The sequence below is a fragment of the Alteromonas macleodii ATCC 27126 genome, assembly GCF_000172635.2.
GTDB lineage: Bacteria > Pseudomonadota > Gammaproteobacteria > Enterobacterales > Alteromonadaceae > Alteromonas > Alteromonas macleodii.
This window is the reverse complement of sequence record NC_018632.1, coordinates 4,138,966-4,160,314: the sequence shown is the minus strand read 5'-3', so window position 1 is coordinate 4,160,314 and position 21,349 is coordinate 4,138,966. Positions and strand designations below refer to the sequence as shown.

The window sequence follows — 21,349 nt, the reverse complement described above, 5'->3', positions numbered from 1 at the left end:
CGTTTTAAGGTAAAAAATCGTGCTCGATAAAAGCAAAAAAACAGGCGACAGTAACTTTTCTGAACAAGAGATTGCGCGCTTCGATGCGCTGGCTGACTCTTGGTGGGACCCAGAAGGCAAATACAAAACCGCGCTGGATTTTAATCGGGCAAGACTAAACGTTATAAAAGCACAAATAGAAAATCATTTCGGTCAGGGCAACTTGCCTCCCGATTATTCCGCCTTATCGGTGATAGATATTGGCAGTGGCGGTGGGCTAATAAGCGAACCGCTAGCAAAATTAGGCGCTCAAGTTACGGGAATAGATGCCAGTGCGGTGAGCGTAGAAGTGGCAAAGCGCCATGCTCAAAATACAGGAGTAAAGGTAGACTATCAGCATAAACTCTCAAGCGAGGTAGTAGAAGAAGGTCGGCAATATGATGTGGTAATTAACGCCGAAGTTGTTGAGCACGTGCCTGACCAGCAGCAGCTTATGCGCGAGTGCGCAAGTTTGGTTAAGCCGGGTGGCCTGCTGATTTTGGCGACGCTGAACCGCACGCTGAAAAGTTATGTTGTTGCCATAGTGGGAGCGGAATACGTAATGCGCTACTTACCAATAGGAACCCATGACTGGAAGAAATTTGTTAAGCCCGGCGAATTAAAACGCTGGATTGGAAATGAGTTTACCCTTAAGTATCAGGTCGGTATGAGGCTAAACCCACTTAAAGGAGAGTGGCTAACCACTTCGAGCCTGGCCGTAAACTACATTCAAGCATATTCCAAACATAAATAAGCGACTATAAGTGTTATTTATGTCCTGTATGTCTAGTGCAAATGGTATGGGTTAACATACTTCATACCTGACGCTATCTTTCTGAATTAACTGACTAATAGTAACTAACTCCGTCGAAAATTTACCTATACATAGTAAAAGCCTTTATTAAAGATTTCACACAAAGGTTGATCTTTACATAGTGTTTACATAATTATAACAAAGGTCTGACCACAGACCACATATAACCATAATTATGGGACACACTCGATGACACTATATAACCACTTTCGCTCTATAAGAATACGCTCTACAAAAACATGGCTCGGTAAATTCGCCGTGATATTAGCTTTGTTCAGTATGACATTAGGCTTGTCTGGCCAAGCCTACGCTGGCACCTACGCAAAAACCAAGCACCCTATTGTGTTAGTTCACGGTCTGTTTGGGTTCGAAGATATCTTATTTGTTGATTATTTCTATAAGGTACCGCACAAACTTAGCCGAAACGGCGCTGTTGTCTATATCGCAGAGGTCTCACCAGCAAACTCGACCGAAGTCCGCGGTGAACAGTTACTCGATTACATTGATGAAGTTCTGGCGCTATCAGGAGCTGACAAAGTGAATTTAATTGGACACAGTCACGGTGGTCCAACGGCACGTTACGCCGCAAGCGTTGCCCCAGATAAGGTTGCTTCGGTAAGTTCAGTTGCCGGCGTAAACTGGGGAAGCAAAGTGGCAGATGAACTACGAGACGCTTTTTCTGAAGGTTCAGTGGGCGAGGGTGCTGCGGGCGTTGTAGTTAATGCGTTCGCCAATATCATCGAGATTGCCTCTGGGTCAGATCCGCGAGACAAACCTACAGATTCAATCGCTGCGCTTAATTCATTGTCTACGTCTGGCTCTGTTGCTTTCAATCAAAAATATCCAGAAGGGATGCCTACTGCCTACTGCCGCAACGATGGAAAAATGTTGGCTGAAAATGGCGTGTACTATTTCTCGTGGAGCGGAGGCAGAACTTACACCAATGCACTTGATGTAGTTGATCCATTCTTAGCTATTACTGGCACCGCATTCAAAGAGCCAAACGATGGGCTAGTATCGACCTGTAGTTCTCATTTAGGCAAAGTACTTAAAGACAACTATAAAATGAACCACCTTGATGAAGTCAACCAGAGCTTTGGCATAACGCACTGGTTTGAAACCGACCCAGTTGACGTGTTTGTTCGTCAGGCTAACCGACTGAAAGGCTTAGGACTGTAGTGGAGAAGCGTCAATTACGCCGTGTTTTTCCAATACTAGGAGGGCTGCTCGCCCTCTTAGTATTCGGTGCTATTCTTTACAACCAGTTAGCGTCTGAATCCCAAATTTCTAATTCAGAAATTTTCAGTCAACGCTCATCCTTAGGTGAACAAGCGAAAGCCGGAGAATATGAGTTAGAAGGAGGCGGTGCAGTACATCAAGTAACTGATGTAGGTAGTCATCGGGATAGTGACACTGATATTGCAGCTGATCTCATTCCCTTTGAACTCAATTACTCGACCAAAGACGCTTTCGATCGCTTCGTATTTGCACGCACCTCAGAAGTGCCGCAAGCAGTGAAACTTGCCTACACAACCCATGCTCATGAAGTATTCACACTCAGCACGCAAGGTGACGCAATCGACTTATTTGCCCGGTATGTCGATTACAAAGTAGCGCTGTCTTTGGTTGAATTGGACGTCGACCTTGCCAGTCACAGCTTGCAGGATGTGTCGTTTAAGCTAGATGAGCGAGAGGAAATTAGGCGAACTTACTTTAATAATACTGAATACCACTATCTGTTTAGTCAAGAAGCGCAGGTAGATGAGGCGGCGCTAGCACGTTTAAGTGTTGCCCAAGAAAACACCTTGTCCAGAGACGAAAGAAAGGCCCTTATCGTCGAGTCAATTAAAGCGGGAAACTCCGCCGAACGTGAAGCCTTCCAGCCCACGCTTAATATGCATCGAATAAACGAAATAAAAAACAACCACAGCACTATTAACGATCGCTATAACGCAGTGGCGGCTGAATTTGGTAGCGAAGTTGCAGAACGCTTTTCCAAAACATGGGCACAACAAGCTCAGTGGCAAAACAGAATTGCCGAATACAAAACATTCCGCGATAACTTGGTTCAGCAATCTCTTGATTCAAACGCAATAGAAAAAGCACTGCAAGAGTATCAATCTGCCCATTTTACTGACAATGAAATAAAGCGTCTTAAAGTACTCACAGCGCTGTAGCAGCATCTAGATAGAGCTGGTTCAAGACCTGCAACTGGTTAATTATCTGCGAAAAATAGAGAGGTATAACCATAAAGGCGCTGAATAGTATGAGTCATATACAGAGTGATTTGAAAGCGTACTGCACAGTTACTAATCTTGGGTTATTACAATTCCTGACTAATCACCATAAGGCACGTAATCATCATTATGAAAATCTACGAAACGAAGACTGCGCCCAACCCACGTCGAGTACGAATGTTTTTGGCTGAGAAGGGCATTGACGTTGACTACGTTCAGGTCGACATTCAAAAGGGTGAAAATCTAACTGCGGAAATGCGCGCGAAGAACCCGCTGGGAAAGATACCTATTTTAGAGCTTGATGACGGCACCTGTATTGCCGAAACCGATGCCATTTGTACGTATTTTGAAGCACTGCAGCCAGAGCCACCGCTAATGGGAACAACGCCCGTTGAAAAAGCGACTATTTCTATGTGGCAACGACAAGTAGAGTTCGCGTTTATGATGCAAATTGGTATGTGTTTTCAACATACTACAGGCTACTTTAAAGATCGTATGACGCCAGTTCCTGAATTTGGTAAGGAAGCGGGTATCAATGCGTCGAAATATTTGAACATTTTAGAGCGTCGACTTGGTGTTAAAGAGTTTATTGCTGGTGACACCTTTTCTATTGCTGATATAACCGCGTTATGCGCTATGGATTTCGCCCGTGTGGTAAAAATTCGTATGACTGACGAGCATGTCAATCTGGCGCGCTGGTATGAGGCGGTAAGTAACAGAGAGAGTGCAAAAGCCTAATGATAGATTTATACACCGCAGCCACACCGAACGGTTGGAAAGCGTCGGTAGCGCTTGAAGAAATGGGGCTTGAATACACCGCCCATGCCGTAAACCTGATGAAGGGAGAGCAGAAAACTCCTGAATTTTTGGCAATGAACCCCAATGGCCGCATTCCTGTAATTGTGGATAGAGAAGCCGACGGTCACATCGTGTTTGAGTCTGGCGCTATCATGATTTATCTCGCAGAAAAAAGCGGTATGTTTTTACCCTCCGACGCAAAGCGAAAAAGCCAGGTTTTACAGTGGGTCATGTTTCAGATGGGAGGCATAGGCCCAATGATGGGCCAAGCTAATGTGTTCCACCGCTACCTAGAAGAAAAAATTCCAGTGGCGATAGCACGTTATCAGAACGAAGTACGCCGCCTATTTACTGTGCTTGATGGGAGGCTAGAAAATCGAGAGTATTTGGTCGACGACTACAGTATTGCTGACATGGCGAACTGGTGTTGGGTGCGTACCTATGAATGGTCTGGTGTAAGCATAGAAGGGTTAGACAACTTAACCCGTTGGAAAAACAGTATTGAAGCGAGGCCAGCCGCACGGCGTGGAGTGGAAGTCCCTAATAAAATTGACAGAGAAGCACTGATCAAAGGGGCTAAAAATGTTGTTACGAAATAGCGCTTTTAACTGAGTCGACAAACCGGTTGAGCCATCCCGATGCCATGCTAGGTTTGTAAACAAGTTCGAAGTGCTCCGTATGATAAAAGTCATAACCTAATACATCGACGCTAGTAAGGTTATGGCTTTTTGCTATGAAGTCAGGCACGTAGGCCAAGGCCAGTCCTTGTCGAACAATGGATATCAGCGTGCCAAAATCATTACATCGATAGCGAATTGAGCGGGGCACTTTGTCGTCTCTCCATCCATCAGAACCGATGCCGCGTTTTATTCCACAAAAGGGCGAAACATCAGGGCAGGCGAATGCGTAACCGTACAAACTTTGACTTGTTAATGCGCCGTTGTTTGCTTCGGTTACCGCAGCATGGTTTGTCGCTGCTGCGACCACATATATAGACGAACCTAACGATATATGATGAAGAGAAGGGTCTTTCTCTCGTTCTTCCATCGCAAAAGAGGTGGCAATAGCGAGATCGCTTCCCCCTTTTGACACACTATCCAGCGCTTTACCTTCCCAACAAGCATTAACATTTACGTGAAAGTGAGTTTGTACAAAAGAGGGCTTGGAAAGCAACGTAGGTAAGTAGTATTGAAGCAATAGCGATGGGCCAGCAACAGTAACGTTGTATACCGCAGTACTTCCTCTAAACTCACTGAGCGCTTGATCGGCTTCGTGCACAAGATGAGTGGCATAAAGCAGAAATTTGTTACCCCGTTGGTTGAGTCGAATATGTTTACCTACTCGGTCAAATACTTGCACCTCCAATTTATGCTCTATGCGCTTTACTACTTTAGACAACGCGCCCGTGGTCACTGATAAATGCTGGGACGCCTTGTTCAAGTTCTCATATTGCGCAACAACAATAAATTTTCTTAAGTCTTCAATATCCATGAGTGCATCGCTAAATTGCTTCCAATTGGGAATTAATTGAATCTTAATTGTAGCTTAACTGTATGTAAATTGAATGTCAGTATTGCCACAGTAGCCTTTCAAACATACTTGCCGCCTTATGAAATATTTCTATCTCACTGCTTTATATATATTCGCGACTTTCATTAATACACCCGCCTCCAGTGCGAATGTCGTCGGCCGCGAGTTAGCGCCAGTTGCCACGACACACGCTAATCACGATAAAGTTGGATCTCACGGAATGGTAGTGTTTTCCGATGGTACCGATCTCTACGCTAGTCATCTGCCGCTATACTACTCGCCACACGATTATCAACTTATCTACAAGATAGACAGTTCATATAAAGCGCTAGTTCTTGAGTCTTTAGATCTGGATCACGCTGGCGCTTTTTCTCAGAGCAGCATGGTTACATTGTTGCCGGCTATTTTTGATTTAAATAAGCTCATTAATGGAGAGCAATTTTCTATTCCTGCGGAATTCTTTAAGGGGCACTTTGAACGAGGCGGTAATCAGTGGCTAAGTGAATCGAAACTGACATTCGTTGAGTTGCTGTTTAAACGCCGAGTGTCAAAACAGTATAAACGGCAACACGTCGATGTAGATGCCCCTAATGATCCGAGCGCTAATTCATGGTCAATCATTGAGCTTGGCGATAGTCAACTGTACGTTCATAGTATTGGTACACGCCCTTCTTATGATGCGTTAATACTCGTAAAAGGATGTAGCGAACCAGCGATAAAACCAACGGAAACGCATGTGCCTAGTGTGGAACAGCTCAATGCGGCGTTTGCAGTATGCGACTTATACTCATTATTGTATTTCGAAACACAGGACTTTGCGCTGTAAAGTTAGCCACGTCTATTTAGTACTTTTCTTGACCAAAAACGTCGCTAATGGCTTTAATATGTTCAGGGCCGATACCACAGCAGCCCCCGATGATAGTTGCGCCAGCAGCTACCCAAGTCTTAACGTATTCAACATAGCGGGCGGGGGTTATATCGTCACGTATTTCGGAAAGTAGCGCGTTGGCCGCGTGTGTACGTTTTCTCTCAGAAAAGCTATTTGCATAAGCGCCAATATTAATCGAAGTATCTAAACTTCGCGTTATTGAAATAGCGTCTTCCATCTCTTCCGGCTGCGAGCAATTGAAAAGTACGCTTTGTACTTCGCTCAATATTGGCGCTATCTCACTTAGCGGCTCACCAGAGCGCAATGTCACAGGCTCGTTAGATGTTTCTCGATTACTCACGGAGAATGACAGCCATAAAGGCAGTGAAGAGTACTGTTTTATAAGTGATACCACGGCTTCAGCTTCTTCTACCGAACTTGCAGTTTCAATCAACCAAACATCAACATAGGGCTCCTGCGCTTTAATAAGCGGTGTGAGAATGTCGGCTACACGGGTTGCATCAAATAAATCTGGGCGGTAAGAACCAAAAGCCGGAGGAACGCTACCCGCGACAAATCGCTTATTGTCACCATCGCTCTTTAGTGCGTTTACTGCGCCTCGAGCGAGTTCGGCCGCATTCTGAGCGAGAGTAAAAGCCTGCTCCCTAAATGTATTTTCCCCAATATGAAAAGGTACAAGCGCATAGGCGTTAGTGGTAATAACGCAGGCACCAGCTTCAAGAAAACGTTTGTGCACATCACTTACTAATTCAGGTGTTTGCATTAGTGCCAGTGCTGACCACTCTGGCTGCTTAAAGGGCGCACCTGTCTTTTTCAGCTCTCGCCCCATGCCGCCATCTAAAATTAAAATGTCATGCATTCCTTCTTTCATGCTGCCCAAAGCCAAACCTTTTGAGATGTTAGATGATTAGTAATAATTTGCCTGAAGGGCTAGGTTTGCACTTCCAATGGATTGCGCTTTTCTGCCTACAAGACCTTCGCTTATGTGTACCTGAGCAAGGCCACGCATATCAAGCGTCTCCATCGCGCTTTGCGTATGCGCGACCAATGCGTTTTTGACATCATCAGGAATTGCGCCATCTATGATTACGCCGTCTAGGTCTAACAAGCTCATTGCACATTGAGTCGCAAAGGCCAATCCTCTGGCGGTTTCGCTTAACCAGTCTTCTATTGAGCGCGTGTCACAAGACCAGTGGGATGGCGATTCATAAATATGCTGACCGTTGTGCCCAGCGTCGTTTAGCTTTCTTTCCAGTAAATAAAGGGAAGACTGGGTTATTAGCTGGCTTTGTGTACTGCCATTGTAAAAGGGTAAAGAGCCAATGGCCCCAGCGTTGCCTGTTTTTCCATTAACTAACTGGTTATTGAGTACCAGGCCACCGCCTAAGAATGTGCCAACAAAGATGTAAAGAAAACTATTGTAGTTTTGGGAATTACCGAAAGACATCTCTGCGCTGCACGCTGCTCCAGCATCATTTTTTATAAAAACAGGCAGTGATAATAAATCTTCCAACGCCGCCTGTGGATTAAACTCTCTCCACTCTTCCAATTCATTTTTTGGGGCTCCGGCTTCTTCTGCCCAACTCCAAATTTCGAAGGGCATAGCAACGCCTAAACCTCGGATTAGGCGCTGTTGGTCGGTATCCAAATTTTTAATGAGTACATTGAAAGCACGTTTTGCAAAGGTAAGCAGATTGCTTACGGTCGGGTAGGCAAACTTCTCGTGAAGTGTTGCTCTTACATTGCCTTTCAAGTCGAGTAACGTCATATCGAAACTTCGTCGACCTACTTTCAGCCCTATACCAAACGCGCCGTTTTCATTGAGACCAAACGGCACCTTGGGCTGGCCTACTCCGCCTTTGATTGGCTTTAGTCGCCTTACCAGGCCGTCAGCCTCTAGTTTTTTAATGATCACTGTCGCTGATTGTGCAGACAGCCCCGTTAACTGTGCTATTTCAGCTTTAGGCAATGAAGAACGTTGGCGAATTAGGGTAAGGATATCCCGTTCATTCGCTGAGCGGCTATCAAGCAATGTAGGTGCTTTTTGTGATGGCAGGTGAAAGGCCGATTCAGTATTCAATGTATTTACAATCTATCGTTTTAAGAAGCTAGAGTGTAATAACAACCTAGCCGTGTATCAAATTTAAGAAATGGTGTAGGTACTTGTTCAGACATAACTTTATTCGACAGTACTAGGTCAACCCTATCACACCCATTGATTTTTGCGCAAAAGGTTAAATCAATTAGGTTGATTTAATTGATTCTTTCGACAATACTATGCCCCAATTAATTAACGATTCGTTAACCTTGCGCGACCTGTGCGTAGGTAAGCTGCAATTTTTAAATTCTGTTAAGTGAGGCTGGTATGAAGATTTTATGTTTAGGTGAAGTGCTAATTGATATGTTAAGCCAAGGTGCTGCGCCCAAAGATGGCAACATACCAGCAATGAAACCTTTCCAGCCCTACGCGGGTGGTGCACCTGCTAATGTGGCAGTCGCTGTAGCTCAGCTAGGTGGTGAGAGTGCGATGGTCTCGAAGGTAGGTGACGATACTTTTGGCGCGTTTCTTAAAGAAATGCTAGAGCATTACAAAGTAAACACTGACTTCGTGTGGACTACACAAGAAGGTAATACGGCTCTGGCATTTGTAAACTTGGATGCAGACGGCGAACGCTCTTTTGATTTTTATGTTGATAATGCCGCGCATAAACACATTTCAGAGCAAGATTTGTCGACGATAGATTGTGATAAAAATACAGTGCTTCATTTTTGCTCAGGTTCTATTTCAGGCCCTGAACTTATTCCTGGTACCGAGTTTATTCTGAACAAGGCGAAGGAAAACGGCATGATGGTTTGTTTGGATATTAACTATCGCCCAGCGTTTTGGGATGACACAGCGAATGCGCCGTCACGTATAGATGAAGCTGCAAAGAAAGTGTCTGTTTTAAAGGCTAGCCGAGAAGAACTCGCAGAGCTATATGGCGAAGAAAATGCTGATACAAAGGTTCAGCAGTGGTTAGATAGTGGCGTTAAAGTGGTGCTAGTCACCGATGGTGGTGAGCCCATTCACTATATTACCAAGTCCTTCAGCGGCACGTTAGCGTCACCTAAAATGGATGTAAAAGACACGACGGCAGCGGGTGACTCTTTTATTGGTGGCTTCTTATATTTCCTATCTACAAAAGTGAAAAGCGCTGATGACTTCGACGCGTGGGCGGAGAACTTCGAGAATGTAAGCGAAGCTACGGAATTTGCTATCCGCTGTGGTGCTTACACGGTAACGCAGTATGGTGCATTTAGCGCATTACCAACGCAGGCTAATATCGCTAAATAAGTATCGATTATCTTAAGATAAACAAAAGGGTTCAAAATGAACCCTTTTTTCTTCAATCGCTGCGCACCGGCAAAGGTGGCGTCAGCTGATGTATTGGTTGCTTAGTGCTTATCCGCTCTACTTTGGAACTTGCGTTCCTCGGTGTTCACCTTAATCCATTCGCCAGTGCTGATGTATTCAGGCACCTGTACAACCAGTCCGGTTGAAAGCGTTGCAGGCTTGGTTCGAGACGTAGCAGAGGCGCCTTTAATAGATGGGTCTGTCTCAACAACTTCAAGCTCTACGCTCATTGGCAAATCTAACGCTACTGGCACTTCACTTACAATAACCACCTGAATACCGTCGGTGTCTTCATTAATGAATAGCGCCTCATTTTCAATACTTTCTTTGTTCAAGTGATAAGGCGTGTAGTCTTCCTTATCCATGAAAATGTATTCGTCACCATCAACATAAGAAAACATTGCCGGACGACGAATTAAATCAGCCATATCTAATGTGTCTGAGTCTTTAAATGTTTCGTCGTACTTCGCACCTGTGACTACGTCATACATACGCATGCGATAAATGCTGCCACCTGCACGACCTTGGGGTACAGAACGTTCTATGTCTCTAACTATGCAGGTCTTACCGTCAAATACCACGGTGTTATTCTTTTTGATTTCACTAGCCTTAGGCATGGCGATTTCCTATTTTTGTTCTCTTCAGGCAATCCGCCCGAGGTCATCTGTAAAACTTCATTTTCAGCGATTTTTTCTTACTTAGGAAGTATTTTTACGTGGTTAGTTTTCGATTAACGCTTTAACGTTGGTTAGCGTGTCAGCTTCGACGGCGGGTTTATCCCAACGAATACGGTGAATGCGAGGGAAGCGCAGCGCTACCCCCGATTTATGTCTTGAGGAAGGATGAACCGCGTCGAAAGCCACTTCTAACACCAGATCTTTCTTTACCTCCCGCACAGGGCCAAAGCGTCCAACTGCATTGCGCCGTACCCAGTTGTCTAGCTTCTTAAGTTCTTCGTCGGTAAATCCAGAATATGCTTTTCCTATTGGCAGAAGCTGGTCGTCTTCCCATGCACCGAACGTGTAATCGGAATAGAAGCTCGATCGTTTCCCGTGCCCTCGCTGCGCGTACATCATTACCGCATCAACCACCAGCGGGTCGCGCTTCCACTTGAACCATTGCCCTTTGGGACGGCCGGGGATGTACTTGCTATCTAAGCGCTTTATCATCAACCCTTCCACCGCGCGATTTTGACAAACGTGAGCGTGAAGTTCACGAAGGCTTTTAGGAGAGCTCGCAGAAAGGGTTTCCGATAAAAACAAGCGCTCGCTTTTGTTATGGTTAAACCATTCGTGGAGCGCCTGGCGACGTTCCTTCAACGTTTTCTCAGTTAAATCTTTGCCATCTAGCACCAAGGCATCGTAGACAATAAGTCCAACAGGTGAAGACGCTTGCAGTGCTTTACTTGGCTTTTTCTTGTTGAGGCGTTGCTGAAGTGCATTGAATGTGTCGACATTCGGCTGTGAAGCCATAGCGTCATAAGCGTCGCCTTTTACGTTATGAATAACCAGTAGTTCGCCGTCTAACACCATATTTCCTTTTACCGTTTCAAGTAGGTCGGGAAAAGAATGGCTAATGTCATCTCCTGTGCGTGAGAAAAGCGCCTTATCCGGCGTCTCTTCATCTATTGTTTGCCCTTTTTTGTTATCGTTCTGGTCTTTTCTTGTGGCGCATTTACTGGCAATAGGCTCCGATTTAACAGCAAGCTGAACGCGAATACCGTCGTACTTGTTTTCAATTTGCCACGTGTTTTCCGTAAAAGCATCAATATCGCTGTCCTCAATAGGGTGGGAGAGCATCACGGGGTGGAAAGTAACTGCATTTTCAATGTCAGGTTTGTCAGCTTTGCCTTCTAGCCAAGCAAGCATGTCGGTGTAGGGTGGTGTAACCGCGTGCCACAGCGTTTCAATTTCTTTGATATCTTTATTGCCATAATCGGCCAGTATTTGTTTAATGGAGCGAGCCGACACGCCTATGCGCAATCCGCGGGTGCCAAGTTTCAATAAAGCCCAGCGCTGTGCAGGGGTCATTATCGTCAGGTAGTTGGCTAGCGTTTCCGACACCTTCTGTTTACTCACAGACGCAAAGGTTTCTACGACTTCAGTAAGACTTGGAAGATTATCCGTAGGTTCACTGTAAGGCCATAAATGCGCCACGGTTTCGCTAACCTCTCCCACATAATCGTAGCTCATTGCAAAAAGCGCAGAGTCAGTGTGTTCGGTAATGAGCTTTTTCACAGTGTTACGTTTAAAAAAATCGAATCGCAACGTACCGGCCATAGCGGCTATAGCCCAGCCACGATCAGGGTCAGGTGTGTTGGCAATGTAATCAGCAATGAGTTGCGCTTTGGCTTTGTTTCCCGACGTGTAATAAAGTTGCTCAAGCAAATTACTAAATGCTTTCATTAGTCGCCTCCTTGCTCTTCTTCATCGTAGCCGACAAGCGATAATGCCCTAGCTTTGAACCCCATTTTTTCAGCTTGATACATTAACGCGTCCTCTCTACCGTGGGTCACCCATACTTCTTTGGGATTCACTTCTTCAATGGTTTGTAATAATTCTGGCCAATCGCAGTGATCGGAAATAATAAGCGGTAGTTCGGCATTTCTTTGCTTCGCACGGGCGCGAATTTGCATCCAGCCAGACGCCATAACAGGGCGCACATTGGGTAAGCTTCTCGACCACCTGTCGGCCAATGCCGAGGGGGGCGCTAATACAATCTCACCTGCCAGTGCTTTTTTATCTGCGACGTCGGATACAGGAATTAAAGCGCCTAGACTTATTCCAAGCTGTTCATATAAATCGCATAGCTTTAGCTGCGCACCATGTAAGTAGATGGGCTTTTCGTACCCCGCTTCACGTAGCGCTAAAATAACCCTCTGGCATTTCCCTAGGGCATACGCACCAACAAGGTGGCATCGTTCGGGAAAAACACGTAATGAGTGAAGGAGCTTATCTATTTCGTGCTCTATAGGTGGATGTTTAAATACAGGAAGGCCAAAAGTGGCCTCGGTAATCAATACATCGCAAGGGACAACTTCAAACGGCGGGCAGGTAGGATCGTGGCGACGTTTGTAGTCGCCGGAAACTACAACGCGATAACCTGCATATTCGATAAGAATTTGAGTAGAGCCTAAGATGTGTCCGGCGGGGAAAAAGGTTACCTTAACATCATTAAATGTTACTGACTCACCCAGCGTAACAGCGTGGTGTTGTGAGGCCATATCATCGCCATAGCGGGTTTTCATAATAGCTAGCGTCTCTGCGCTGGCATAGACACTGTGGTGGCCGGCGCGCGCATGGTCGGCGTGGCCGTGAGTAACAAGTGCGGTTGACACTTCATTCATAGGGTCGATATAAAACTGGCCTGGCTCGCAATACAGGCCAGTGTCGTCAGCTTTTAGCCACGTTGATGGATGCACTACGCATAATTTCCACGAAATAAACAATGCTCTTACTACGTAGTGAGTACCTAAAATCGACCATTTGATATTCGTTCGTTGAGGATTTTTGCGAACTGTAAAGCGCTTAAGCACTTTGTTTGTCTCAGTAGATATGGACTTGGATACAGCTTCAGAAGAGGCACTTTAAAAGTCTCTCACTTTACATGTGCGGTTGAATCAATGGAGTACTTTCCTTGATGAGAAGTAACACTGATAAGGATGCTGTAGTCTTATAACGTGCTATTCGAGCTACCTATTGTACAACCTCAAGTTGTTGGGCTTCTGATGCTGTTGCCTTTAGCGTCGCTTCGGAGAGGTGTGGATTATTAAGTTTAATTACGGTTCTCTCTGAAAGCTTCAGCGCTTTTTCAATATCTTTAAAACTAATGTATTTTTCAAATAACGCGGCGAAGCTTCCGTCTTGTCGAGCAATATTTAATCCCCGTTCTATGCGCTGCGCTAATTCAGGTTTCGATTGTGAAACGAAGAAGAACATGTAAGACGGGTAATACAATAAAACTGAAGGCTCTATGATAATGTCTGGGTCGTTTAGTGATTTCGCCTCTACCACCGCCTCATGAGCCGCACGTGGAAAGTAATCAATTCTACCAGCCTTTAAAAGCTCAATGATAATGTCGTAATTACTGGTTCCTAACGTAGTAAATCCGTTGTGCTCTAGAATCTGAAAATCGGGCCAGTCGTGACCTTGACCTGCAACAAACCGCTTTAGGTCAGGCGCGCTACGAACATTGTTAAACTCACGTAAAGTATTTTGGCGGATCAAAGAGACGCGATAGCCCATGATTCCGTTCAATAGAGGAACCCGCACCGGAATGGCTTGCTGTTCACGTAGTTTTGACGTCACTGTCCAAAAAACGTCAATTCCCCCTTCTTGGTTTAGTTGGCGCAGAACGCGTTCTTGAACCAAGTTACCGCTACTCTCTACGAGATATGTTGGTTTAATAGGATTTTCTGTTTTGCTGAGCGCTAATTTAAGCAATGCAGAGTAATAGGCATGAGAGGCATAGTCGAGCTCACTACTTTCGACTATCTTAACTTCGTAACTGCTAGGGGCGAGCTGTGATGTTTGCGCACTGTCCAACACACTTCCAAAAGCTTGTTGACAGAAAAGGTGCCAAATTATCATCACCGCTACTATTGAAAATAGTCCTACTCGACGTCGATTTTGTATCATGCCTATTTACCTCAATGGCTAAGGAAAAGCCATTGGGCCTGCTAACCTTTAACATTGAGTAAAGCTTAGCAGGCCTACTTATTTAGGTTACGTTTACCGTTCAGTATAGACACAATTTTCAAGATGCAAGCGATATGGCGTTAGGTGAGCTGCTCTATTTCGTCCTGTTTCAATTTTTGCTTTTTGTGAAAACTGCGCAAATACATTTTTCGCCATAGGGCTTCAAAGGGACCTTGGTTGAAGTGTTTAGTAATGCCGTTCGCCAAAATAACTTGTACTGCGGTGAAGGCGATGGTGACAAGAAGCAAATCAAGCAACGTTACGCTGTAAATAAAGTTTGGAAAATAAGCGGGCATGACGATGCGAAATAGCACAGCGAGTGCTATTGATTGGGTTAAGTAGAGGGTGAACGCAACTTTGCCGCAGTTTATAAGCGACTGATACCACCACGCCGCAGTATGTCTTATATTTATCAATAGGTGAGCGTATACCAAAGCACAGAAAATGGCTGGAATGCTAGTGAACATGGGAATCACATCTAATGTTACCTGTTCGAATAAAAATTGCGGAAGTGCAGTAATGATGGATGTGACGATAGCAACCAATACTAACTTCTTAAATAGTAGTGACGAGAAGCCGTGATTGAAAAAGCCTGCTCTATACAAATAAGCGCCAAACATCATAAGCCCCATAGACTGCCACAGCATAGTGAATGGCGCGACAATAACCGTAGACAGCATAAACGATGCTTGAATACCAAGTTGCGTTAAGTAGCCGCTTTGCCACAAGGCCACTTCTTCGTTAAATGTTTCATTGGGTCGCGTTGGCAGTTCAGCCCCCATGTCGAACACAAACGCCATGACGAGCCCACCAACTAACATAATTGCGCTTCCCACAATAAGGTAATGAATACTTTTCTTTTTGAGTTCATCTTGAGGGAGCGTGAAGTGTTTTAAAATAAAAAATGCGCACAGGCTGTAATAAAGCAAGATGTCGCCGCTGAAAATAAATACGCCATGCAGTAGCCCAAATACAAACAGCCACTTGAGTCTGGCTTGTGAGAAATCTAAAAAATGGTGTCCGCGCTTTTCACAGGCCTCAAATTGAATTGCCAGACCTGCACCAAACAACAAGCAGAACAGAGAGCGAAATCGTCCATCCAAAAACAGCGTGTTAAAAAGTGAAATAACCGTGTCTGATAATAGCGGCTCTTCAAAAAATGCATAGTTAGCGTAACCGTTTTGGTGAAACGTAATGTTCATGAATAAGATGCCAAGAATGGCTAAACCTCTAACGGCGTCTATTGAATGAATTCGCATGTACGGTCCTTGTAAGAAAATCGCTAATTCGTGAAGCTTAAGAAGGTCAAAAACTCTGCGCTGAAGTTTACGCTAAGAAAATGCATAAGGTCGAAGTGAAAAGTGTATCTAAACATTAAACGCGCTGAGGATGATTACATTGTGCATCTATCGTAAGGCGTGACAAGTAAACCTAACCAAGGTTTTGCCGTATAAGTGCTAAAAGTATTAACAAGAACCATCAATGACTCCACTTCCTTCAGTCTTTGCCCATTGGTTTGAACAAAAAGGCTGGCAACTACGCGATTATCAACACACCATGCTTGTGGAGAAAGACCAGCATGACTGTACATTATTGATTGCGCCAACCGGCGCTGGCAAAACCCTGTCGGGCTTTTTGCCTAGCCTAGTCGAACTTGCAGAGACATTTGGTATGAGCGAGCTTGCTGAGGCATTCGGTACGAGTGAACTTGCAGAGATGTCGGAAAATGGGGAGCTTGTTAAGAAGACCGGAACCAGTGAACAAGCCGAAACAAAAGCAATAAACAAACAGGCAACAAAAGGAAAAGAAAAGGATGGGTTCAACGGCCTACATACCCTTTACATATCGCCGCTGAAAGCCCTCACGCAAGATATTCATCGTAATTTGTTACAGCCCATTGAAGAGATGGCGCTGCCTATAACGGCAGAAACACGCACAGGCGATACGCCCTCACACAAGCGCCAGCGTCAACGTAAAAAGCCGCCAAACATCCTGCTTACCACACCAGAATCGCTCATGCTGATGTTGAGCTACGCCGATGCCGACAAGCTTTTTGGCAAGCTTAAACGCGTGATCATCGACGAAACGCACAGTTTAATGGCCAACAAGCGCGGAGACTTTCTTTCACTCGCCCTCGCGCGGTTAAGCGTTCTATCACCGCATTGTAAGCGTATTGGCTTATCAGCCACCGTCGCTTTTCCCGAAACGCTAGGTGCGTGGCTGGCTGGCAGTGACGGTGTAGCTAATATTGTAAAAGTGAAAGCGGGTGAAAAACCTAAGGTGGAAATGCTGCACTCTAAAGCGCGCATGCCTTTTGGCGGCTTTATGGCTCGCTACGCCATCGATGATATTTATCAGGCTATTGAAAACGCCAAAACCACGCTGGTTTTTGTGAATACGCGAGCTCAGTCAGAGCTGTTGTTTCAAATGTTGTGGGAGGCAAACAAGGCTGCGCTGCCCATTGCGCTTTATCACGGCAGCTTAAGCAAAGAACAGCGTCGTAAGACCGAAGCCATGATGGCAAGCGGCATGCTGCGGGCAATTGTATGTACGTCGGCCTTGGAGTTAGGTATTGACTGGGGGGACGTGGATAAGGTTATTCAAGTTGGCGCACCAAAAGGCGTGAGCCGATTACTGCAGCGCATAGGGCGGGCAAACCACAGGCTCGACGAGCCAAGTGAAGCGTTGCTCGTACCGGCAAACCGCTTTGAGGCGCTGGAATGCCAGGCGGCGATCACCGCTATTGAAAAAGGGGAGCTAGACGGGGAAAGTCCACAGCCAGGGGCACTGGACATTATCCCGCAATTCATACTGAACTGCTTGTGTAGTAGGGCCGATAGCTCAGATACCTTGTATCAAGAGATACTTACCGCCACGCCATACCAAGGGCTCGATAGAGATGATTTCGCAAAACTGTGGCAGTTTACTCAAGACGGCGGCAGTGCGCTTAATGCGTATGAGAGATATCAGCGTCTGACGAAAAACGGCGATGGCACTTACTCGCCAGCGAATCGGCGTGTTATTCAACGGCACAGACAAAATATCGGCACTATCGTTGAAGCGGGGCGGCTTAAAGTAAAGCGTATTCGAAGAGGAAATCAGGGCAAGATAATTGGTGAAGTAGAAGAGTATTTCGCTCAGCAGTTAACGCCCGGAGACACCTTCTATTTTGCAGGAGAAGTATTGCGTTTTGAGGCTATTCGCGACATGCAGCTACACGCTAAGCCTGCAAAAGCAAAAGAGCCGAAAATACCAAGCTACGCGGGTGGTCAAATGCCGCTATCTACTTACTTGGCGGAAGGGGTACGGGCAATTTTGGCTACTCAGAAATCATGGAGAGCACTGCCTGCACAGGTACAAGAGTGGCTTAAACTTCAACAGGCGTTTTCTCAATTGCCTAGTCCTGACAACGTGCTTGTAGAACAATTTCCGTTTAGACATGCGCACTATACCTTGTACTACACCTTCGACGGACGCAAAGCGAACCAAACCTTAGGTATGTTGCTAACGCGACGAATGGAAAAAATGGGCATTAAGCCTTTAAGCTTCAGCGTGACCGATTACGGATTATCGGTAGCATCAGTAAACGCCATCACACAAGGGCAGCTGCAGCACCTATTTCAGCCGGATATTTTAGGGGACGAGTTAGAAAACTGGATGTTACAGGCACCTATGCTTAAGCGCTCGTTCAGGCAAGTGGCGGTGGTGAGTGGGCTCACTGAACAGCGCTATCACGCCAGCCAAAAAACCATGAAGCAGGTCACGTTCTCCACGGACCTTATTTACGATACGTTGCGTGAACACGACCGCGACCATATCTTACTTAAAGTAGCTAGGGCCGATGCAGAACGTGAGCTACTTGATTTACGGCGACTCGCTAATTTACTTATTCGCTATGTAGATTCAGCGATATTAGTGAATCTTGAAAAGCCGTCGCCCATGGCCATTCCAATAGTGCTGGATGTGCGTAGTGAACAAGTGAAAGGCGCTGGCGCACAGGCGATCATCGAGCAAGCTAATTTATATGCAGAAGCTGAAACCATGTTAGATGAAGTTCGTGCATTGTTATCGGGCTCATCTGTTGAATAATATTAGATAAAAGCAAAGACGAAAAGAATAAGAGGGCAATTTGGCAATAACTGACGCGTGGCTAACCGAAAAAGTAAGCCAGCGCCACATCACTATCACAAAATATGCAGACTATTTGTGGCTGCTAGATGCGCGCGGTGTGGCGTATTTACCCGCATGCGATTGGCTTATAGTGTCTGATCTGCACTTAGAAAAAGGCAGTTATTTACGCAGTTATGCGAACCCATTGCCGAGTTTAGATTCCACTGCCACGTTAACGCGGTTAGAAAGTATCATCGAAGATTACAAGCCACTGCGAGTAATCAGCTTAGGTGACAGCTTTCACGACAAACACAGCATGTCGCGCATGACCACTGAGGACCGTCAGCACTTATGTAGGCTTGTTGACAATGTGAACGAGTGGATGTGGGTAGAAGGTAATCATGACCCAGATTTACCCGACGGCATACCGGGTACGCCGTGTTTTGAAATAGTGCTAGATAATATGGTATTTAGACACGAAGTAGAAACGAGTGAAAATCGTGCTCAGGTTATTGGCCATTATCATCCCAAAAAGCGCACAACCATTACCCGCCGCCGATACTCAGGCAAATGCTTTACTAACAACGAAAATGTATTTGTGATGCCAGCCTTTGGTCAGTTCACTGGTGGGCTGGATATAGATGAAGAGGTAATGCTAACGCTTCTGCCTAAACGCTCACGACAGGTATTCATGCTCTACGACAAGGTTATATTTAAAGTATGAACCACCGAAATGGGGTCAGAGTACATTTCCACCGCGGCAGAATTAAAAAAGGGGTCAGAGTACATTTTGTGACATAGATTTGTCTTGGAAAATGTACTCTGACCCCATTGTTTCAAATAATGTACTCTGACCCCATTATTTAACCCCATTATTTGGGTTAGTCGCGCCAGCGCTTGGTTAGCTCGTCGTAGGCGTCTATGCGGCGATCGCGGAAGTAAGGCCAAATGCGCTTCACTTTCTCGGTGCGTTCCATATCAAGCTCTACGGTTAGCGTGGTTTCACCTTCAGCTTCGGCTTTGGCCAAAATCTCACCTTGCGGGCCTGCTACAAAGCTTTGTCCCCAGAACTGAATACCTGGATCACCTTCAACAGGTGACGCTTCAAATCCAGTGCGGTTTGCCACTATAACCGGTACTGAGTTTGCCACAGCGTGAGAGCGCTGAATGGTTTCCCATGCACCATGCTGACGGGTACGTTCTTCTTCTGTGTCAGTTAAATCCCAGCCGATTGCGGTAGGGTAGAACAACAAGTCCGCACCTGCCATCGCCATCAGGCGCGCCGCTTCTGGATACCACTGGTCCCAACACACCAATACGCCAAGTTTACCTACGCTGGTTTCAATAGGCGTGAAGCCCATATCGCCCGGTGTGAAGTAAAACTTCTCGTAAAAGCCTGGGTCATCAGGAATATGCATTTTACGATATTTGCCCGCAATTTCTTTACTGCGGTCGAACACGACTGCGGTGTTGTGATACAAACCTGAACCGCGCTTTTCAAATAAAGATGTCACCAACACGATATTGTGTTTTTCGGCTAGTTCACCAAAAAATTCTGTCGCAGGTCCAGGAATTGGTTCAGCCAAATCAAAGGCGTCAGTATCTTCTTGCTGGCAAAAATACAGGGTGCTGTGTAGTTCTTGAAGCAAAATACACTCGCATCCTTCAGCGGCTAATTTGGCAATTTGCTCGGCACTTTTATTCCAGTTCGTTGCTTTATCGTTATCGGCAACGGCCTGTTGTACCAGACCCACTTTTAGCTTAGCTGGGCGCATGTAATGACACTCCTTTCTTTAAGGTGGTGATAATCGAATCTTTTAATGTATTTGTGGGAACCTGCATGGAAATGCAATGCAAGCTGCCGTATTGTCTTACGAGTACACTGCAATCGATTGGTTCAACAATATGATTGGGATGTGCTCTTTGTACAGTCTCAATGGCTTCTGCGTCTTCCTCTTCACCGTAAACAGGCAATAATATTGCGTTGTTACAAATTAAGTAATTTGCGTACGATGCCGGCAGGCGATCCCCTTCGTCATTTACAATATTAGGCAGCGGCAGATGAAACTGTTCATGCTCAGGCAGCTCAAGGGCGCACTCGTCGCACAACGCTTTCAACCCTTCAAAGTGACTGTCATTAGGACGGTTGTTACACGCCTGGATAACTAGGCCTTTGTTCGGTGTGAAACGCACTAATGTGTCGATGTGACCGTCAGTATCATCGCCTTCTAAATGACCATGCTGCAAAATAGTAACTTTGCTGCAGCCTAGCATATCTTTAAATGCATCTTCGTAAGCGCTTAGCGACATATCACCATTACGCTCAGGGTTAAGTAAACACTGGGCAGTACTTAATAGGTGTCCGTCTTCATCAATTTCCAGCGCGCCACCTTCTGCCACAATTGGGCTGCTGCGAAGTACAGATTTACACATACTGGCAAGATAACGCTGATTCGCCAGATTATCTTCAGCGGCGTTAAACTTATTGCCCCAACCGTTAAAGCGAAATTCTACCGGCGAGCCATTGCCTTCACTGTCTTTACAAGTGATGAAGCCGTAGTCGCGCATCCATGTGTCGTTAAATGAGGCCGGAATAATAAGCACTCGAGCGTTCTCTGGTAAACGAGAATTAAGATCGTCTACGTCACTCGGCGCACATAATAAAATCACACCCGCATCGTTGCGGTTTACTGCAGCAATCACGTTCAGATACGTCGCTCTCGCGTCTTCTAACCATGGAGCCCAGTCGGTTTGCGCATGAGGCCACGCTAACATAACAGCATCAATGTTATGCCATTCAGGCGCCATAGTACGGTTGCCTTGCATAGTAAAATTCCAAATAGCTACGAAATAGGGTTCGGA

At 45.6% G+C, this 21,349-nt stretch carries 19 protein-coding genes; 9 read left to right on the top strand and 10 right to left on the bottom strand.

Translation table 11 applies throughout. The annotated features are described in order from the left end of the window. Positions 1–19: 19 nt before the first annotated feature. The 5 genes from ubiG (at position 20) to MASE_RS17725 (ending at position 4,466) form a co-directional block, all read left to right on the top strand. Positions 20–772 (top strand): bifunctional 2-polyprenyl-6-hydroxyphenol methylase/3-demethylubiquinol 3-O-methyltransferase UbiG, encoded by a 753-nt coding sequence (ubiG, locus tag MASE_RS17745; protein ID WP_014951081.1) that lies wholly within the window; start codon positions 20–22, stop codon positions 770–772. 249 nt (positions 773–1,021) lie between these two features. After that, the gene (locus tag MASE_RS17740) at positions 1,022–2,011 is read left to right on the top strand and encodes an esterase/lipase family protein (RefSeq protein WP_014951080.1); all 990 of its coding nucleotides are present in this window, start codon (positions 1,022–1,024) and stop codon (positions 2,009–2,011) included. Continuing rightward, positions 2,011–3,009, top strand: coding sequence for a lipase secretion chaperone (locus tag MASE_RS17735; RefSeq protein WP_014951079.1), 999 nt, complete (start codon positions 2,011–2,013; stop codon positions 3,007–3,009). Before MASE_RS17740 ends, MASE_RS17735 begins: the two co-directional genes overlap by 1 nt. 189 nt (positions 3,010–3,198) lie before the next feature. Continuing rightward, the gene (locus tag MASE_RS17730) at positions 3,199–3,807 is read left to right on the top strand and encodes a glutathione S-transferase family protein (protein WP_014951078.1); all 609 of its coding nucleotides are present in this window, start codon (positions 3,199–3,201) and stop codon (positions 3,805–3,807) included. Then, positions 3,807–4,466, top strand: coding sequence for a glutathione S-transferase family protein (locus tag MASE_RS17725; RefSeq protein ID WP_014951077.1), 660 nt, complete (start codon positions 3,807–3,809; stop codon positions 4,464–4,466). The genes MASE_RS17730 and MASE_RS17725 overlap by 1 nt, the downstream gene beginning before the upstream one ends. Here MASE_RS17725 and MASE_RS17720 read toward each other — a convergent pair. Beyond that, positions 4,456–5,358, bottom strand: a complete 903-nt coding sequence (locus MASE_RS17720) for a LysR family transcriptional regulator (RefSeq protein ID WP_014951076.1) — start codon at positions 5,356–5,358, stop codon at positions 4,456–4,458. The two genes, MASE_RS17725 and MASE_RS17720, sit on opposite strands and share 11 nt — an antisense overlap. Before the next feature lie 259 nt (positions 5,359–5,617). Between MASE_RS17720 and MASE_RS17715 the strand changes: the two genes are divergently transcribed. Then, positions 5,618–6,223: a hypothetical protein gene (locus MASE_RS17715; RefSeq protein ID WP_014951075.1), complete on the top strand. Its 606-nt coding sequence runs from the start codon at positions 5,618–5,620 to the stop codon at positions 6,221–6,223. 16 nt (positions 6,224–6,239) lie between these two features. Here the strand turns inward: MASE_RS17715 and MASE_RS17710 are convergent, their stop codons facing one another. Then, positions 6,240–7,145: a homocysteine S-methyltransferase family protein gene (locus tag MASE_RS17710; protein ID WP_232362781.1), complete on the bottom strand. Its 906-nt coding sequence runs from the start codon at positions 7,143–7,145 to the stop codon at positions 6,240–6,242. A 48-nt stretch (positions 7,146–7,193) separates the two neighbouring features. Next, complete coding sequence (locus tag MASE_RS17705; protein ID WP_014951073.1) at positions 7,194–8,366, bottom strand: ROK family transcriptional regulator; 1,173 nt, start codon at positions 8,364–8,366, stop codon at positions 7,194–7,196. A 285-nt stretch (positions 8,367–8,651) separates the two neighbouring features. Here MASE_RS17705 and MASE_RS17700 point away from each other — a divergent pair, with 285 nt between their 5' ends. Then, positions 8,652–9,620: a carbohydrate kinase family protein gene (locus MASE_RS17700; RefSeq protein ID WP_014951072.1), complete on the top strand. Its 969-nt coding sequence runs from the start codon at positions 8,652–8,654 to the stop codon at positions 9,618–9,620. Between the two features lie 101 nt (positions 9,621–9,721). Here MASE_RS17700 and efpL read toward each other — a convergent pair whose 3' ends face one another. The 5 genes from efpL to MASE_RS17675 form a co-directional block, all read right to left on the bottom strand. Then, positions 9,722–10,297, bottom strand: a complete 576-nt coding sequence (efpL, locus tag MASE_RS17695) for an elongation factor P-like protein EfpL (RefSeq protein ID WP_014951071.1) — start codon at positions 10,295–10,297, stop codon at positions 9,722–9,724. A gap of 102 nt (positions 10,298–10,399) precedes the next feature. Further along, positions 10,400–12,085 carry a cisplatin damage response ATP-dependent DNA ligase gene (locus tag MASE_RS17690; protein ID WP_014951070.1) on the bottom strand — a complete coding sequence of 562 codons (1,686 nt, stop codon included), beginning with the start codon at positions 12,083–12,085 and terminating at the stop codon, positions 10,400–10,402. Next, on the bottom strand, positions 12,085–13,101 hold the full coding sequence (locus MASE_RS17685; protein WP_041693872.1) for a ligase-associated DNA damage response exonuclease: 1,017 nt from the start codon (positions 13,099–13,101) through the stop codon (positions 12,085–12,087). The genes MASE_RS17690 and MASE_RS17685 overlap by 1 nt, the downstream gene beginning before the upstream one ends. A 274-nt stretch (positions 13,102–13,375) precedes the next feature. Next, a complete protein-coding gene (locus tag MASE_RS17680) occupies positions 13,376–14,317 on the bottom strand; it encodes a transporter substrate-binding domain-containing protein (protein ID WP_232300891.1) in 942 nt (313 codons plus the stop codon). A gap of 140 nt (positions 14,318–14,457) precedes the next feature. Beyond that, positions 14,458–15,636 carry a DUF418 domain-containing protein gene (locus MASE_RS17675; RefSeq protein WP_014951067.1) on the bottom strand — a complete coding sequence of 393 codons (1,179 nt, stop codon included), beginning with the start codon at positions 15,634–15,636 and terminating at the stop codon, positions 14,458–14,460. A 223-nt stretch (positions 15,637–15,859) separates the two neighbouring features. Between MASE_RS17675 and MASE_RS17670 the strand changes: the two genes are divergently transcribed. Beyond that, positions 15,860–18,466: a ligase-associated DNA damage response DEXH box helicase gene (locus MASE_RS17670; protein WP_014951066.1), complete on the top strand. Its 2,607-nt coding sequence runs from the start codon at positions 15,860–15,862 to the stop codon at positions 18,464–18,466. Between the two features lie 40 nt (positions 18,467–18,506). Next, the gene (gene pdeM, locus MASE_RS17665) at positions 18,507–19,211 is read left to right on the top strand and encodes a ligase-associated DNA damage response endonuclease PdeM (RefSeq protein WP_014951065.1); all 705 of its coding nucleotides are present in this window, start codon (positions 18,507–18,509) and stop codon (positions 19,209–19,211) included. A gap of 157 nt (positions 19,212–19,368) precedes the next feature. Here pdeM and MASE_RS17660 read toward each other — a convergent pair whose 3' ends face one another. After that, positions 19,369–20,262 carry a carbon-nitrogen hydrolase gene (locus MASE_RS17660; RefSeq protein ID WP_014951064.1) on the bottom strand — a complete coding sequence of 298 codons (894 nt, stop codon included), beginning with the start codon at positions 20,260–20,262 and terminating at the stop codon, positions 19,369–19,371. Further along, positions 20,249–21,313, bottom strand: coding sequence for an agmatine deiminase family protein (locus tag MASE_RS17655; protein WP_014951063.1), 1,065 nt, complete (start codon positions 21,311–21,313; stop codon positions 20,249–20,251). The genes MASE_RS17660 and MASE_RS17655 overlap by 14 nt, the downstream gene beginning before the upstream one ends. Positions 21,314–21,349 lie beyond the last annotated feature (36 nt).